The organism is Pseudomonas sp. NFX71 (assembly GCF_048079215.1).
GTDB lineage: Bacteria > Pseudomonadota > Gammaproteobacteria > Pseudomonadales > Pseudomonadaceae > Aquipseudomonas > Aquipseudomonas fluorescens_B.
The window spans coordinates 614,829-629,384 of sequence record NZ_CP182230.1 but is presented as its reverse complement, the minus strand read 5'-3'; the positions used below and the strand labels follow the sequence as shown (position 1 = coordinate 629,384).

Here is a 14,556-nt window from a genome sequence, read left to right as displayed (position 1 = left end):
TCCTTTGGGCTGCCGTGCAAAATTTGCCCATGATGCCGCAGGAATCTGCTCCCTACCAGTTACATACAGATACGAGTACTTACGTTGGCTTATTCAGCGCCTTCATGAGGTTCCCAATCACGCGTGCGGCTGACCGCTTTTTTCCAGCCGGCGTAGAGTTTTTCCTTCGCGGTTTCGTCCAGCGTCGGTTCGAATTCACGCTCGATCACCGCCTTGCCGCGCAGCTCTTCCAGGCTGCCCCAGAAACCACACGCCAGACCGGCGAGGTAAGCGGCGCCCAGCGCGGTGGTTTCGCGCATTTGCGGACGCTCGACCTGGGTGCCGAGGATGTCGGCCTGGAACTGCATCAGGAAATTGTTCGCCACCGCGCCGCCATCCACGCGCAGGGCTTTCAGGCGCTCGCCGGAATCCTGTTGCATGGCGTCGAGCACGTCGCGGGTCTGGTAGGCAATCGACTCCAGCGCTGCACGAATGATGTGATCCACGCGTACGCCGCGGGTCAGTCCGAACAGTGCGCCACGGGCATACGGGTCCCAATACGGTGCGCCCAGACCGGTGAAGGCCGGTACCAGGTACACGCCATTGCTGTCCTTGACCTTGTTGGCGAAGTATTCGGTGTCGTGGGCGTCATTGATGATTTTCAATTCATCACGCAGCCACTGAACGGTTGAGCCACCGTTGAAGACAGCGCCTTCCAGTGCGTAGGCCACTTCGCCACGCGGACCGCAGGCGATAGTGGTCAGCATGCCGTGCTTGGATTTCACGGCTTTGTCGCCAGTGTTCATCAGCAGGAAGCAACCGGTGCCGTAGGTGTTTTTCGCCTGGCCTGGCTCAACGCACATCTGGCCGAAGAGGGCGGCCTGCTGGTCGCCCGCGATACCGCCGATGGCGATGCCGCTTTTGGTGTGGCCGTAGATTTCCGACGAGGACTTAACTTCCGGCAGCATTTCGCGCGGAATATCCAGCACTTCCAGCATCTTCGCATCCCACTCCAGGGTGTGGATGTTGAAGAGCATGGTACGCGAGGCGTTGGTGTAGTCGGTGACGTGCACTTTGCCGCCGGTAAATTTCCAGATCAGCCAGCTGTCGACGGTGCCGAACAGCAACTCGCCCTTGCGCGCACGTTCACGGCTGCCTTCGACGTTGTCGAGGATCCACTTGAGTTTGGTGCCGGAGAAGTACGGGTCGGTGACCAGACCGGTGGTTTCGCTGATGTATTGCTCGTGGCCGTCACGCTTGAGTTGCTGGCAGATCTCGGTGCTGCGCCGGCACTGCCAGACGATCGCGTTGTAGATCGGGCGGCCGGTGGTCTTGTCCCAGACCACGGTGGTTTCACGCTGGTTGGTGATGCCGATCGCCGCGACCTGGTCGTGATGCAGGCCGGCTTGCGCCAGGGCCTCGACCATCACGGCGCTTTGGGTGGCGAAGATTTCCATCGGGTCGTGTTCGACCCAACCGGCTTGCGGATAATGCTGGGCGAATTCGCGCTGGGCCGTGCAAACCACGTTCGCGTCGCGGTCGAAAATGATCGCGCGGGAACTGGTCGTACCCTGATCGAGGGCAATGATGTAGTTCTTATTCTGAATGTCGGTCATGTCGATTGCCTTGGACGAAATAAGGAAGTGAGGTCAGGCGCGGGACCAAATGGGCAGAGTCGCGCGCCTACGGTATCAAGAAGTTCTTGGTTTGCCGTCAATGGCCGGTGTTGCGTCCTTTGTAGCAGGTATGGCGCTGGGCAGATGACGGGCAATCAGCCCGCGATACGCGGCAGCACCGAGGCAGGCACCGACAATCGGTGCAAAAATCGGAATCAGGAAGTACGGGATATCGCGTCCACCGGTGAAGGAAATTTCACCCCAGCCCGCAAAGAAAGTCATCAGTTTCGGTCCGAAGTCACGCGCCGGGTTCATCGCAAAGCCGGTCAGCGGCCCCATCGAGCTGCCAATCACCGCAATCAGCAGGCCGATCAGCAGTGGCGCCATGGGCCCGTTAGGCAGGCCGTTGTTGTCGTCGGTCAGGGACATGATCACGCCCATCAGGACGGCGGTGATGATCACTTCAACCAGGAAGGCCTGGGCCGTGGACAGGGCCGGGTTGGGGAACGTGGAGAACACCGACGCCAGTTCGAGGCTGGCTTGAGTGCCACGAACCATATGGTGAGTTTGTTCGTAATCGAAGAAAAGATTGCTGTACAGCGTGTAAACCAACAACGCGCCACAGAACGCGCCAGCCACCTGGGCAAGAATGTAAAACGGCAGTTTGCGTTTTTCGAAGTCGGCGAAAATGCTCAGCGCGATGCTGACGGCAGGGTTGAGGTGAGCCCCGGAAACCCCGGCGGTCAAGTAGATCGCCATGCTGACGCCGACGCCCCAGATGATGCTGATTTCCCACAAGCCAAAGCTGGCACCCGCGACCTTGAGGGCGGCAACGCAACCGGTACCAAAAAAGATCAGCAGTGCAGTACCCAGAAACTCGGCCATGCATTGGCTGGAGAGCGACGGTTGTTGTAAAGCAGTTGTCATCGAAAACCTCTTTGTTTTTGTTGTCTGGCGCTTTTTTCGTCATGGCCAAAGCGCGATTTTCACCGAGGCAGGATCCCCATCCTGTTCCCGGCTTACTGCTGGTTGCTGCATTTTCACGTTGTACGGTATTCAGATTCGAAAAAATATAGACAAGAAACACTGCTGTCAAAGGTCGAAAGTGAACTACCGGTCACATTGAAACTATTAGTCACATGAATGATCGTTTTGTTTGGCGGGCGAGGCGATCTCTGACGAACGGTAAAAACCAGCGCCAGGCTGTGGAAACGCTGCCGTGATAGAGCCTTTTATGCAGCAATGTCCTAGAATCCAGCGCAGTATTTTTTCTCTGCCGCCCAGTCTGGAGCTGTCATGACCCCCGCATTGGATTTGTTGAAAAAAGTTCGTGCCGAACATCGCGTGCACAGTTATGAACATGATCCGAAGGCAGCATCCTATGGGCTGGAGGCCGCGGAGAAACTGGGCCTGGACCCGGCGCAAGTGTTCAAGACATTGCTGGCGGCCAGCGAGAAAGGGGAATTACTGGTGGCTGTGGTGCCGGTCGTCGGAAGTCTCGACTTGAAGGGCCTGGCGCATGCGGCTGGGGTGAAAAAAGTCGAAATGGCCGACCCGGCCGCGGCGCAACGTTCGACGGGTTATCTGTTGGGTGGCATCAGCCCGCTGGGGCAGAAAAAGCGCTTGCGCACGTTTATCGACAATTCGGCCCAGCCCTTCGCCAGCATTTTTGTCAGTGCCGGTCGGCGCGGTCTGGAAGTGGAACTGGCCCCCGCAGTACTGGCCGAACACACGCAGGCCAAGTTCGCCGATATCGGCCGCGCCTGAATCAGGGAGAAGGTTATGCAGCTTGAGTTTCATCAGGTCGATGCGTTCAGTGATCGGCCGTTCAGTGGCAACCCGGCGATGGTCTATCGGCTCGATGCCTGGCTCGCCGACGAGTTGATGCAGAAGATCGCGGCCGAGCACAACCTCGCTGAAACTGCTTTTGTGGTGCGTGAAGGGCTGGGCTGGCACATCCGCTGGTTCACTCCCACCACCGAGGTGCCTTTGTGTGGGCATGCCACCCTGGCCAGCGCTTACGTATTGTTCGAGATCTATAAAGAACCGGTCGAACGCCTGGACTTCATTTGTAAATCCGGCCCGTTGAGCGTAAGTCGTGAGGGCGGTCGCTTCTGGCTGGATTTCCCGGCAATCGTGCCGTCTGAAGTGGGCGTGACACTGGATGTCGAACGCGCCTTGGGCGTCGAAGTGGTCGATGTGTTGGGTTCGAATGAATTGTTCGTGGTGCTGGAGTCGGAGCAGGCGGTGCTCGATTGTCAGCCAGACATGGTGGCTTTGGCCAAACTGCCGTGGCCGGGCGCCATCGTCACCGCCAAGGGCAGCAAGCATGATTTTGTGTCTCGGTACTTCGCACCGGCGATCGGCATCAATGAAGACCCGGTGACCGGTTCCACCCATTGCAGCCTGATTCCGTACTGGTCGAAACGTTTGGGCAAGTCGAGTCTGACAGCGTTTCAGTGTTCGAAACGCGGCGGGGAGTTGTTCTGTCGGTTAGAAGGGGATCGGGTCAAGATCGGCGGGAATGCGACGCTGGTGGCGAGCGGAACGCTGATGTTGGGTTAGGAAGCAAAAAATCGCAGCCTTCGGCAGCTCCTACATGGAACGCGTGTTTCTGCAGGAGCCGCCGAAGGCTGCGATCTTTTGATCTTTCGTCAGCTGGCAGTGCTGTAGCGACGGACGCCGGAGTCTACCGCCGGAATCTGCGCCGCCGTGCTGCCGGACGCCTGGAACAACACCAGATGTTCGGCCGCCACGCGAATGCCAACTTCTGCACCGACCAGATGATCAGCATGGCTCGGGAAAATCGACTCCAGCTGCGCGCCTGTTGGCAACTGCAACCGATACAACGTCGACGCACCCTGGAACGACTTGCCGATAATCCGCGCCTTCAAGGCGCTGTCCGGTGCATAAACGATATCGTCCGGACGTAGCAGCACATCCACCGCGCCACCAATCGGCCAAGTGTAAGCCCGATTGCCGCGTAACTCACCCAGCTCGGTCTGCACCGATTCCGGACTGCTCAACTGACCGCGAATGAAGTAACCCTGACCAATGAAACTGGCCACATAGGGCGTCAGCGGTTCGTGATACAGGTTGTAGGGCGTGTCCCACTGTTCCAGGCGACCTTCCTTGAAGACCCCCACATGATCGCTCACCGCGAAGGCTTCTTCCTGGTCGTGGGTCACCAGAATTGCGCTGGTGCCACGGGCCTTGAGGATGTCGCGCACCTCGTGGCTGAGCTTGCGCCGCAGTTCACCGTCAAGGTTGGAAAACGGTTCGTCGAGCAGGAGCAACTGCGGCTCCGGCGCCAGGGCGCGGGCCAATGCGACACGCTGCTGCTGGCCACCCGATAGCTCGTGCGGGAAGCGCTTGCCGAGGTTTTTCAGGTTGACCAGTTCCAGCAGTTCTTCGATAACGCGATCCTTCTGCGGGTGCTTGCGGATCCCGAACCCGATGTTCTCGGCCACGCTCAAATGGGGAAACAGGGCGTAATCCTGGAACACCATGCCGATCCGGCGTTTCTCCGGGGCGAGGGTGAAGCCGGCGCTGGAGATTGTCTCGCCTGCCAGGGTGATTTCACCTTCATGAACCGGTTCGAAACCGGCAATCGCCCGCAGGGTGGTGGTTTTGCCGCAGCCTGAAGAGCCGAGCAGGCAACCGATGTCGCCGGCATTCAAATGCAGGTTGAGGTTCTGCACAACGCGCTGGTCTTGATAGCCGCAAGCGAGATTGCGCAGATTAAGCAGTAATGGCTGGCTCATGCGTGGTGATACGCCGGTTCGACGAGAAACTCGAGCAGCGCCTTTTGTGCGTGGAGACGGTTTTCCGCTTGATCCCAGGCGACGGAGCGCGGGTCATCGAGCAGGTCGAGGCTGATCTCTTCGCCACGGTGGGCGGGCAGGCAATGCATGAACAGCACATCCTCGGCGGCCAGATCCAGCAGCGCGCGATTGACCTGGAACGGCGAGAACAGCTTCAGGCGCTTGGCGGTTTCTTCTTCCTGGCCCATGGAGGTCCAGACGTCGGTGCTCACCAGGTGGGCGCCACGCACGGCATCCTTCGGGTCGCGAACGATGGTCACCCGATCGCCGGCCTTGGCCACGAATTCGGGGTTGGGTTCATAGCCTTCAGGGCATGCGATGCGCAGCTGGAAGTCGAACTGGATCGCCGCTTCTATATAGCTGTTGCACATGTTGTTGCCATCTCCGATCCAGGCAACGGTTTTGCCCTGGATCGAGCCGCGATGCTCGAGGAAGGTTTGCATGTCGGCCAGTAACTGGCACGGGTGCAAATCGTCGGACAGGCCGTTGATCAGCGGGACGCGCGAGTTGGCGGCGAATTCGGTCAGTGTGCTGTGGGAAAATGTACGGATCATCACCGCATCGAGCATGCTCGACATGACAATGGCGGCATCGCCGATCGGCTCGCCGCGACCCAGTTGAGTGTCGCGCGGCGACAGGAAGATGGCCTGGCCGCCGAGCTGGATCATGCCGGCTTCGAACGAGATACGGGTGCGGGTCGAGGATTTCTCGAAAATCATCCCGAGTACGCGGTTTTTCAGAGGCTCGAACAGTACGCCGCGGTTACGCAGGTCTTTGAGCTCAACGCCTCGACGGATCACGCTGACCAGCTCTTCGGGCGTGCAATCCATCAGGGAGAGAAAGTGCCTTGCGCTCATCATTGACTACCTTTTTGCAACAGACCGCAGATACTCAAAGCCTTGTTTAATTGAAAAACGGGCGAGACCTGCGGCGTAAGCCGCACGGGGCGACGAAATAGGGAAGGCGCGATCTTGACATTAAATGTCGCGTTTTTCCAATAGGCTACGGTGTTTAGGGGATTTCAGAGGGGCTACGGGGTGACCGCAGTAGCGCATTTGAAGCCGGTTTCCTGACAGCAGCCCGTCATTTGTACACTGGGCTTGCGGGGCTTTGCAATCAAGCGGGGCGGGCATGGTTTACTGATGGTCGGTTTCCGGTACGGTATTCCGGGTGTCAGATGGCAATGTGCCTCGTCTGAAACACTTGCTAATGCAATGTGCTGGGTTATAACTAAGTCACGAATGACGCAGGAAGCCTTCGGAATGGAATCGAAAGAACAGCAACTCATGGAACTGCTCGGCCTCACGGCCCGCTCACTGACGCATCTCACGGCCTCCATGACCTCGATGTCCTTCGAGCTTTTGCGAAGCAACGACGAAGTGACCAAGGCCGCTGGACGGCGGATGATCGATCGCATGGCTACCATCAGCGCAGGTCTCGACGAGCACTGGCGACTGATCGGCGAACTCACCGGGGTGCATGTCGCCCACGAGCAGATCGAAACCGTTCAGGAGATCCAGCTGCAGGCGCCGGCGAGGCTGCTGCCCAAGTGATCCCTGTCGGCCATCGGCTGGCCTGATGGTCGCCGATTCACAAGATGAACGTCGCTGGCGCAGCGGCGGAGTGCAGGCCATAGTTTTGATCCCGCGGCCGATATTGCCCGCCCAGAACAAAACAGAGACTGGCCATGACCAAGACTCTCCATCACCGTGCCTGCCACCTGTGTGAAGCCATCTGCGGCCTGACCATCGAGACCACCGAGGTCGATGGCGATCTCCGGATCACCTCGATCAAGGGCGACGCCCAGGATACGTTCAGTCGCGGGCATATCTGCCCCAAGGCTGTCGCCCTGCAAGATATCCAGAACGATCCGGACCGCTTGCGTCAGCCGATGCTGCGGGTCGGCAGCGAATGGCAACCTGTCGAGTGGGAAGACGCCTTCAACCTGGTCGCCGAACGCCTGGCCGGGATTCAGGCGCGGCACGGGCAGAACGCGGTGGCGGTGTACCAAGGCAACCCCAGCGTGCACAACTACGGGCTGATGACCCACAGCAATTACTTCCTCGGCCTGCTGAAAACCCGCAACCGGTTTTCCGCGACGTCGGTCGATCAGTTGCCCCATCACCTGACCAGCCATTTGATGTACGGCCACGGTCTGCTGTTGCCGATCCCGGACATCGATCACACCGATTTCATGTTGATCCTCGGCGGTAACCCGCTGGCCTCCAACGGCAGCATCATGACCGTGCCGGACGTGGAAAAGCGCCTGAAGGCGATTCAGGCCCGGGGTGGCAAAGTGGTGGTGGTCGACCCGCGCCGCAGCGAAACGGCGGCGATGGCCGATCAGCATCTGTTCGTGCGTCCCGGTGGCGATGCGGCGCTGTTGTTCGGGCTGCTCAACACCTTGTTCGCCGAAGGCCTGACCCGCGGCAGCCATCTGCCGGTGGACGGTCTGGATGAAGTGCGCGCCGCCGTCGCGGGTTTCACTGCCGAGGCCATGAGCCCGCTGTGCGCTGTGCCGGCCGAGCAGATTCGCCAACTGGCGCGGGACTTCGCCGCGGCCCCGACAGCCGTCTGCTACGGCCGCATGGGTGTCTCGACCCAGGCGTTCGGGACGTTGTGCCATTGGGTGGTGCAACTGATCAATCTGGTCACCGGCAACCTCGACCGCGTGGGTGGCGCGTTGTGCACAGAACCCGCAGTGGACCTGGTAGCGTCCACCTCGGGCGGGCATTTCAACTTATGGCAGAGCCGCGTTTCCGGGCGTCCGGAATACGGCGGCGAGTTGCCGGTGTCGGCGCTGGCCGAAGAGATGCTCACCGAAGGGGAAGGGCAGGTCCGCGCACTGATCACCGTGGCCGGTAACCCGGTGCTGTCGACGCCTAATGGTCGACAGCTTGAACAGGCGCTGGACGGGTTGGAGTTCATGGTCAGTGTCGATCTCTACATCAACGAAACCACGCGCTATGCCGATCTGATCCTGCCGTCGACATCGGCCCTGGAAAACGATCACTACGACACCACCTTCAACATGTTCGCGGTGCGTAACGTCACCCGGTTCAACCGCGCGATCCTGGCCAGACCGGAAGGCGCACTGCACGACTGGGAAATTTTTGTCGGGCTGGCCAAGGCCTTTGCCGCGAAGACCGGCAAGGAACTTAAACCGACGATCCCGCCCGCACAGATGATTGATCGTGGTTTGCGCATGGGCTTGTATGGCGATGCCTCGGAGCACCGGTTGTCCCTGGCGACGTTGTTCGATCATCCGCATGGTGTTGATCTTGGAGCGTTGAAAACCAACCTGGCTCCGCGCCTTAAAACCCCTAACCAGCGCATCCAGGCAGCCCCCGCAGCCATCCTTGCCGACCTGGCTCGCTTCGCCGCGCTGCAAGCGCCGGCCGCCGATGAATTGCTGATGATTGGCCGTCGTCACGTACGCAGCAATAACTCGTGGATGCACAACTATCATCGACTGGTGAAGGGCAAGCCACGCCATCAATTGCTGATGCATCCGGACGACCTGGCCAGTCGCGGCCTCAGCGACGGGCAGCGGGTGCGGGTCAGTTCCCGGGTCGGCATGATCGAGGTGGAAGTGCTGGGCAGTCTGGATATGATGAAAGGCGTGGTCAGCCTGCCGCACGGTTGGGGTCATGCGCGGCCTGGCGTGCAGCTGACGATTGCCAGCAGCCAGCCAGGTTCCAGCGCCAATGACCTGACCGATGAATGTCTGCTCGACGAGTTGTCGGGTAATGCGGCGTTGAACGGTGTGCCGGTGACCGTGGCGGCGGCTTGATTGAGTCTGTCGGGGAGACCGAGCATGGCGCTCGGGTTTCCGTTACAATGCGCCACCGTGCCGACCCCTGAGTCGGAAAGTTCAGCCGAGGTGCTCCATGGATATCATCGAAACGATTAAAGAGCAGATTGCTAACAACACCATTCTGCTTTACATGAAAGGTTCGCCGAATGCCCCGCAGTGTGGCTTCTCCGCGAAAGCCGCGCAGGCCGTGATGGCATGTGGTGAAAAGTTTGCGTACGTGGACATCCTGCAGAACCCGGAAATCCGCGCCAACCTGCCAAAATACGCCAACTGGCCAACTTTCCCGCAACTGTGGGTTGGTGGTGAACTGGTCGGCGGTAGCGACATCATGACCGAGATGGCTGCAGACGGTTCGCTGCAAAGCACCATCAAGGCTGCTGTTGAAGCGGCTGCTGCCAACAAGTCCGAAGCCTGATTCACCTTGTAGGAGCCCGCTTGCTGCGGGCAGCTCCTGCACGATTCAGGTGAGCCGAAATTCCGGACATGAAAAAGCCCCGCCTCTTTAAAAGAGAGCGGGGCTTTTTATTGTCTCGAGTTAGCGGGCGCTAATTATTCTTCGCCCATCTGCGATTGCAGATAATTCTCAAGACCGACTTTATCGATCAGGCCCAGTTGGGTTTCCAGCCAGTCGATATGTTCTTCTTCGGATTCGAGAATGTCTTCGAGCAGTTCACGGCTACCGAAATCGCCAACCGTTTCGCAATGAGCAATCGCAACTTTCAAGTCGGCGTGGCCGGTACGTTCGATGCGCAGGTCGCACTCAAGCATTTCCTGGGTGTGCTCGCCGATCTGCAGCTTGCCCAGGTCCTGCACGTTCGGCAGGCCTTCCAGGAACAGGATGCGCTTGATCAGCTTGTCCGCGTGTTTCATCTCGTCGATGGACTCGTGGTATTCGTGTTTGCCGAGCTTGTTCAGGCCCCAATCTTCATACATGCGCGCATGCAGAAAATACTGATTGATCGCGACCAGTTCATTGGCAAGGATCTTGTTGAGATGCTGGATGACTGTAATGTCGCCTTTCATGATGGGGTCCTGCCCTGTATTAGCTGTCTATAAAGCGGAGTCTGAGCCGCACAACTAAGAGTGTCAAACCTAAGTTATTGAAACTTATATGAAAATTAATCGGAATAAGAATGTTTGTGTTCCGCGTCTAACCCGTAACCGATTGATTTTCAGGAATAAAAAAAACCGGACATGAAGTCCGGTTCTTTGGAATAGGGTATCTATGCGGCAGTAAATTCTACAGGGAAAGGAATTGCTGCCTGGGCTGTTTGCAATTTGGTCAGGGTTTCACGCACCACTTCCTTGGCAAGGCAGGCGCATTTGCCGCATTGGCTGGCTACGCCGGTAGCCTGGCGGACTTCCTTGTAGCTGCAGCATCCTTCATAGATCGCTTCGCGGATTTGTCCGTCGGTGACGCCAGTGCAGAGGCAGACATACATAAGCTAAGAACCGTCGCTGGTGGTGACTCAGTTGCGATGGATCTTAATGTTAACGAGAATGATTGTCAAAGTGGTTTCTGAAAGCTTTGCGTTATAAACGTGCGTGGCTGACGAACGGTTTTCCCCAGGGCAATCTGCCAGTAATCGCGAAGACAGCAATTTGAGGTGTTGACGAAAAACCGTTGAGGACAGCTCAAAAACGCAGTGTATGATGGCCGGTCCTTATGAAGCGGGTGGGTGTCACAGGGCTGTCGCCTGAGGGTGGCAGGCTGGCGCCAACCCGGAACTTCACGTTTTTACACCAGGAGATATTCAATGAGCGTACTCGTAGGCAAGCAAGCCCCTGACTTCACCGTACCGGCCGTACTCGGCAATGGCGAAATCGTCGACAGCTTCACCCTGTCTTCGGCCATCAAAGGCAAATACGGCCTGGTGTTCTTCTACCCACTGGACTTCACCTTCGTGTGCCCATCCGAGCTGATCGCTCTGGACAACCGCATGTCCGACTTCAAGGCACGCAATGTTGAAGTGATCGCCGTTTCGATCGACTCGCACTTCACTCACAACGCATGGCGCAACACCCCGGTGAACAATGGCGGTATCGGCCAAGTTCGCTACACCATGGCTGCCGACATGAAGCACGAAATTGCCAAGGCCTACGACGTTGAGTCCGAAGGCGGCGTGGCTTTCCGTGGCGCGTTCCTGATCGACGACAAAGGCGTTGTCCGCTCGCAGATCATCAACGACCTGCCGCTGGGCCGTAACATGGAAGAGCTGATCCGTCTGGTCGACGCTCTGCAATTCCACGAAGAGCACGGCGAAGTCTGCCCTGCCAACTGGAAAAAAGGCGACAAAGGCATGACCGCTTCGACCGAAGGCGTCGCGGCCTACCTGACCGAGAACGCTGCTGCCCTGTAAGGCGCGTTCGAGGCATAAAAAAACCGGCCGTCGAGGCCGGTTTTTTTATGGGCGGGATAAAACCGATGCCGTTCGCTCAAGCACGACGCTGAGTCTGTGGCCAGGGAGCAAGCTCCCTCGCCACAAGTGTTGGATCAGTCGTTGTAGTCTTCCCAGCCGCCCATCTGCTTCCAGCGATTGACGATGCCGCAGAACAGCTCAGCCGTCTTCTCGGTGTCGTAGCGAGCCGAGTGAGCCTCGCGACCGTCGAAGTCGATGTCGGCGGCCTGACAGGCTTTCGCCAACACGGTTTGACCGTAGGCCAGACCGGCGAGGGTTGCCGTGTCGAAGCTGGAGAATGGATGGAACGGGTTGCGCTTCATGTCCAGGCGCGCAACCGCTGCGTTCAGGAAGCCCAGGTCGAAACTGCTGTTGTGCCCGACCAGGATCGCCCGCTTGCAGCCGTTGGCTTTCAACGCCTTGCGGATACCACGGAAGATATCGGTCAGCGCCGCTTCTTCACTTACTGCCATGCGCAGCGGGTGATCGAGTTTGATCCCGGTGAACTCCAGGGCGGCCGCTTCGACGTTGGCGCCTTCAAACGGCTCGACGCGGAAGAAATAGGTGTGATCAGGGTATACAAAGCCCTTTTCATCCATGGCGATGGTGGTAGCGGCTATTTCCAGCAAAGCGTCAGTGGCAGAGTTGAAACCACCGGTTTCAACGTCGACAACGACTGGCAGGTATCCACGGAATCGAGCTGCCATCGGGTGGCGTGGACCACTTCCGCCGCCTTGACCGTCCTGTTCGTCATCGAAATGGTCTTCACTCACGCGTGTTCCTCCAGCAGGCGCCAGCGCAGTTTTTCACCGGCGCGCAGCGGGATAACGGTCAGCTCGCCAAATGGCAGGCTGGTTGGGGCGGTCCACTCGTCGCGGACCAGGGTAATGCGATCGGTGTTCACCGGCAGGCCATAGAAGCGCGGGCCGTTAAGGCTGGCGAAGGCTTCGAGCTTGTCCAGCGCATTGCGCTGTTCGAACGCTTCGGCGTACATCTCGATCGCCGCATAAGCGGTGTAGCAACCGGCACAACCGCAAGCGGCTTCCTTGGCGTGCTGGGCATGCGGTGCCGAGTCGGTGCCGAGGAAGAACTTGTCGCTGCCGCTGGTGGCGGCGTCGAGCAGCGCTTCCTGGTGGGTGTTGCGCTTGAGAATCGGCAAGCAGTAGAAGTGCGGCCGAATTCCGCCGACCAGCATGTGGTTGCGGTTGTACAAGAGGTGATGCGCGGTGATGGTCGCGCCAACATTGGCCGAAGCCTCGTTGACGAACTGCACGGCGTCCGCGGTGGTGATGTGTTCGAACACCACTTTGAGCGTCGGGAAACGCTCGACCACACGACGCATGTGCTCATCGATGAAGATTTTTTCGCGGTCGAACACGTCGACATCGCCACGGGTTACTTCACCGTGAATCAACAAAGGCATCCCGACTTCGGCCATGGCCTCGAGCGCAGGGAAAATCTTGTCGATACTGGTGACGCCAGAATCCGAGTTGGTGGTCGCGCCGGCCGGGTACAACTTGGCGGCGAACACGAAACCGCTGGCCTTGGCTTCACGAATTTCTTCGGGCTGGGTGCGGTCGGTCAGGTAAAGCACCATCAACGGTTCGAAACGGCTGCCGGCCGGACGTGCAGCGAGAATCCGCTGGCGATAGCCGTCGGCTTCAGCGGCGTTGCGCACCGGAGGTACCAGGTTGGGCATAATGATGGCGCGACCAAAGGTGCGCGCGACATCCGCAACGGTATTGGTCAACACGGCACCATCGCGAAGATGAATGTGCCAGTCGTCGGGACGCAGCAGGGTCAGGCGGTCGGACATGAGGGGATTCCAGGCGGGTCAAACTCAGGGGAATGCTACCGGAAAAGACTCTCTCAGGCACTCGCTATCAAGTTTTGCGGGAAGCTTCCGATATCCAACAGGTACGCCGTAAACATGTGTGTGTCGGTCTTTTTGTTGTAGAAGCCAGTGGAGCCTCCCGTGCGCCAGCGTTATTTAGCCTTGCTCAGTGTGTTTGCCAGCCTTCCCGCGATGGCGCTCACTTTCCAGACCCGTCTGGAGAGCATCGAGTGGACGGTCGAAGGGGACAAGTTCGAGTGCCGCCTGATTCAACCGATCACCGATTTCGGTTCGGGTGAGTTCGTGCGTCGCGCCGGCGAGCAGGCGACGTTTCGTCTGAAAGCTTATAACTCGATGGTCGGCGGCGGCTCGGCGACCTTATTGGCGGCTGCTGCACCCTGGCAGCCGGGGCGTGGCGACATCAATCTCGGTTCCGTGCGGATCGGCAGCGGCAATGTGCTGTTCAACAGTTCGCAGGTTCAGGCCGGGCGCTTGATCAGCGGCTTGATGGATGGGCGCAGCCCGGTCGTCCGGCATTCTTCGGGCGATGGCCGGGTCTCGGAAGTGCGGCTGTTGCCGGTCAAGTTCAGCAAGGCGTTCAACGATTATCAGGGCTGCGTGGCGAAACTGCTGCCGAAGAATTTCGAGCAGATCAAGCAAACGCAGATCGGCTTTCCCGGCGACGGCCTGGACCTCGACGCGCAGGCCAAGGCTCAGCTGCAGGTGATGCTGGAGTTCATGAAGGCCGATCCCACGGTCAATCACATCGAGCTTGACGGCCACTCCGACAACAGCGGCAACCGCCTGACCAATCGAGACCTGTCGCGGCGTCGGGCCCTGGCGGTCATGGAGTTCTTCAAGGCCAACGGTGTGCAGGAATCGCAGGTTACCGTGCGCTTTCATGGTGAGCGTTATCCATTGGTACCCAACACCAATGCGGCCAATCGGGCGAAGAATCGTCGAGTCAATGTGCACCTCGCGCGGGTCGCACCCACCGAGCCGCCGGCGCCTCAATCAACAGCATCGGCGAGCGCGGCGAAGACTTCCTGACCCATCGGTCATCGTCGCGCGGTCGACATAATCTGTC

15 protein-coding genes are annotated in these 14,556 nt (G+C 58.8%); 7 read left to right on the top strand and 8 right to left on the bottom strand.

What is annotated here, in order from left to right; genetic code table 11:
• Positions 1–89: 89 nt before the first annotated feature.
• On the bottom strand, positions 90–1,595 hold the full coding sequence (gene glpK / locus ACM1ZW_RS02910; RefSeq protein WP_150654075.1) for a glycerol kinase GlpK: 1,506 nt from the start codon (positions 1,593–1,595) through the stop codon (positions 90–92).
• A 75-nt stretch (positions 1,596–1,670) separates the two neighbouring features.
• Entirely contained in the window at positions 1,671–2,522 is an 852-nt protein-coding gene (locus ACM1ZW_RS02905; RefSeq protein ID WP_017340577.1) for an MIP/aquaporin family protein, read from the bottom strand.
• A 369-nt stretch (positions 2,523–2,891) separates the two neighbouring features.
• On the opposite strand from ACM1ZW_RS02905, the gene ybaK reads away from it, so the two are divergent.
• Together ybaK and ACM1ZW_RS02895 are read left to right on the top strand one after the other, a co-directional pair.
• Positions 2,892–3,362 (top strand): Cys-tRNA(Pro) deacylase, encoded by a 471-nt coding sequence (ybaK, locus tag ACM1ZW_RS02900; protein ID WP_007971306.1) that lies wholly within the window; start codon positions 2,892–2,894, stop codon positions 3,360–3,362.
• A gap of 15 nt (positions 3,363–3,377) precedes the next feature.
• A complete protein-coding gene (locus ACM1ZW_RS02895) occupies positions 3,378–4,160 on the top strand; it encodes a PhzF family phenazine biosynthesis protein (RefSeq protein ID WP_017340576.1) in 783 nt (260 codons plus the stop codon).
• A gap of 89 nt (positions 4,161–4,249) precedes the next feature.
• Here ACM1ZW_RS02895 and ACM1ZW_RS02890 read toward each other — a convergent pair whose 3' ends face one another.
• Positions 4,250–5,359, bottom strand: a complete 1,110-nt coding sequence (locus ACM1ZW_RS02890) for an ABC transporter ATP-binding protein (RefSeq protein WP_017340575.1) — start codon at positions 5,357–5,359, stop codon at positions 4,250–4,252.
• Complete coding sequence (gene argF / locus ACM1ZW_RS02885; protein WP_031319095.1) at positions 5,356–6,276, bottom strand: ornithine carbamoyltransferase; 921 nt, start codon at positions 6,274–6,276, stop codon at positions 5,356–5,358. The genes ACM1ZW_RS02890 and argF overlap by 4 nt, the downstream gene beginning before the upstream one ends.
• A 405-nt stretch (positions 6,277–6,681) precedes the next feature.
• Here argF and ACM1ZW_RS02880 point away from each other — a divergent pair, with 405 nt between their 5' ends.
• The 3 genes from ACM1ZW_RS02880 to grxD all read left to right on the top strand — a co-directional run bounded on the left by ACM1ZW_RS02880 (position 6,682) and on the right by grxD (position 9,651).
• Positions 6,682–6,972 (top strand): hypothetical protein, encoded by a 291-nt coding sequence (locus tag ACM1ZW_RS02880; RefSeq protein ID WP_017340573.1) that lies wholly within the window; start codon positions 6,682–6,684, stop codon positions 6,970–6,972.
• 134 nt (positions 6,973–7,106) lie between these two features.
• A complete protein-coding gene (locus ACM1ZW_RS02875) occupies positions 7,107–9,212 on the top strand; it encodes a molybdopterin oxidoreductase family protein (protein WP_017340572.1) in 2,106 nt (701 codons plus the stop codon).
• Positions 9,213–9,309: 97 nt separating this feature from the next.
• Positions 9,310–9,651: a Grx4 family monothiol glutaredoxin gene (gene grxD / locus ACM1ZW_RS02870; RefSeq protein ID WP_016773402.1), complete on the top strand. Its 342-nt coding sequence runs from the start codon at positions 9,310–9,312 to the stop codon at positions 9,649–9,651.
• 134 nt (positions 9,652–9,785) lie between these two features.
• Here grxD and bfr read toward each other — a convergent pair whose 3' ends face one another.
• Positions 9,786–10,259 carry a bacterioferritin gene (gene bfr, locus ACM1ZW_RS02865; RefSeq protein WP_017340571.1) on the bottom strand — a complete coding sequence of 158 codons (474 nt, stop codon included), beginning with the start codon at positions 10,257–10,259 and terminating at the stop codon, positions 9,786–9,788.
• 200 nt (positions 10,260–10,459) lie between these two features.
• Entirely contained in the window at positions 10,460–10,678 is a 219-nt protein-coding gene (locus tag ACM1ZW_RS02860) for a bacterioferritin-associated ferredoxin (protein WP_008032160.1), read from the bottom strand.
• Between the two features lie 315 nt (positions 10,679–10,993).
• Between ACM1ZW_RS02860 and ACM1ZW_RS02855 the strand changes: the two genes are divergently transcribed.
• Positions 10,994–11,596 carry a peroxiredoxin gene (locus tag ACM1ZW_RS02855; protein ID WP_017340570.1) on the top strand — a complete coding sequence of 201 codons (603 nt, stop codon included), beginning with the start codon at positions 10,994–10,996 and terminating at the stop codon, positions 11,594–11,596.
• A 134-nt stretch (positions 11,597–11,730) separates the two neighbouring features.
• Here ACM1ZW_RS02855 and rnt read toward each other — a convergent pair whose 3' ends face one another.
• Positions 11,731–12,408, bottom strand: coding sequence for a ribonuclease T (gene rnt / locus ACM1ZW_RS02850; RefSeq protein WP_017340569.1), 678 nt, complete (start codon positions 12,406–12,408; stop codon positions 11,731–11,733).
• Complete coding sequence (gene pyrC, locus ACM1ZW_RS02845) at positions 12,405–13,451, bottom strand: dihydroorotase (protein ID WP_017340568.1); 1,047 nt, start codon at positions 13,449–13,451, stop codon at positions 12,405–12,407. Before pyrC ends, rnt begins: the two co-directional genes overlap by 4 nt.
• Positions 13,452–13,610: 159 nt before the next feature.
• Between pyrC and ACM1ZW_RS02840 the strand changes: the two genes are divergently transcribed.
• Positions 13,611–14,519, top strand: coding sequence for a flagellar protein MotY (locus ACM1ZW_RS02840; RefSeq protein ID WP_414877830.1), 909 nt, complete (start codon positions 13,611–13,613; stop codon positions 14,517–14,519).
• Positions 14,520–14,556 lie beyond the last annotated feature (37 nt).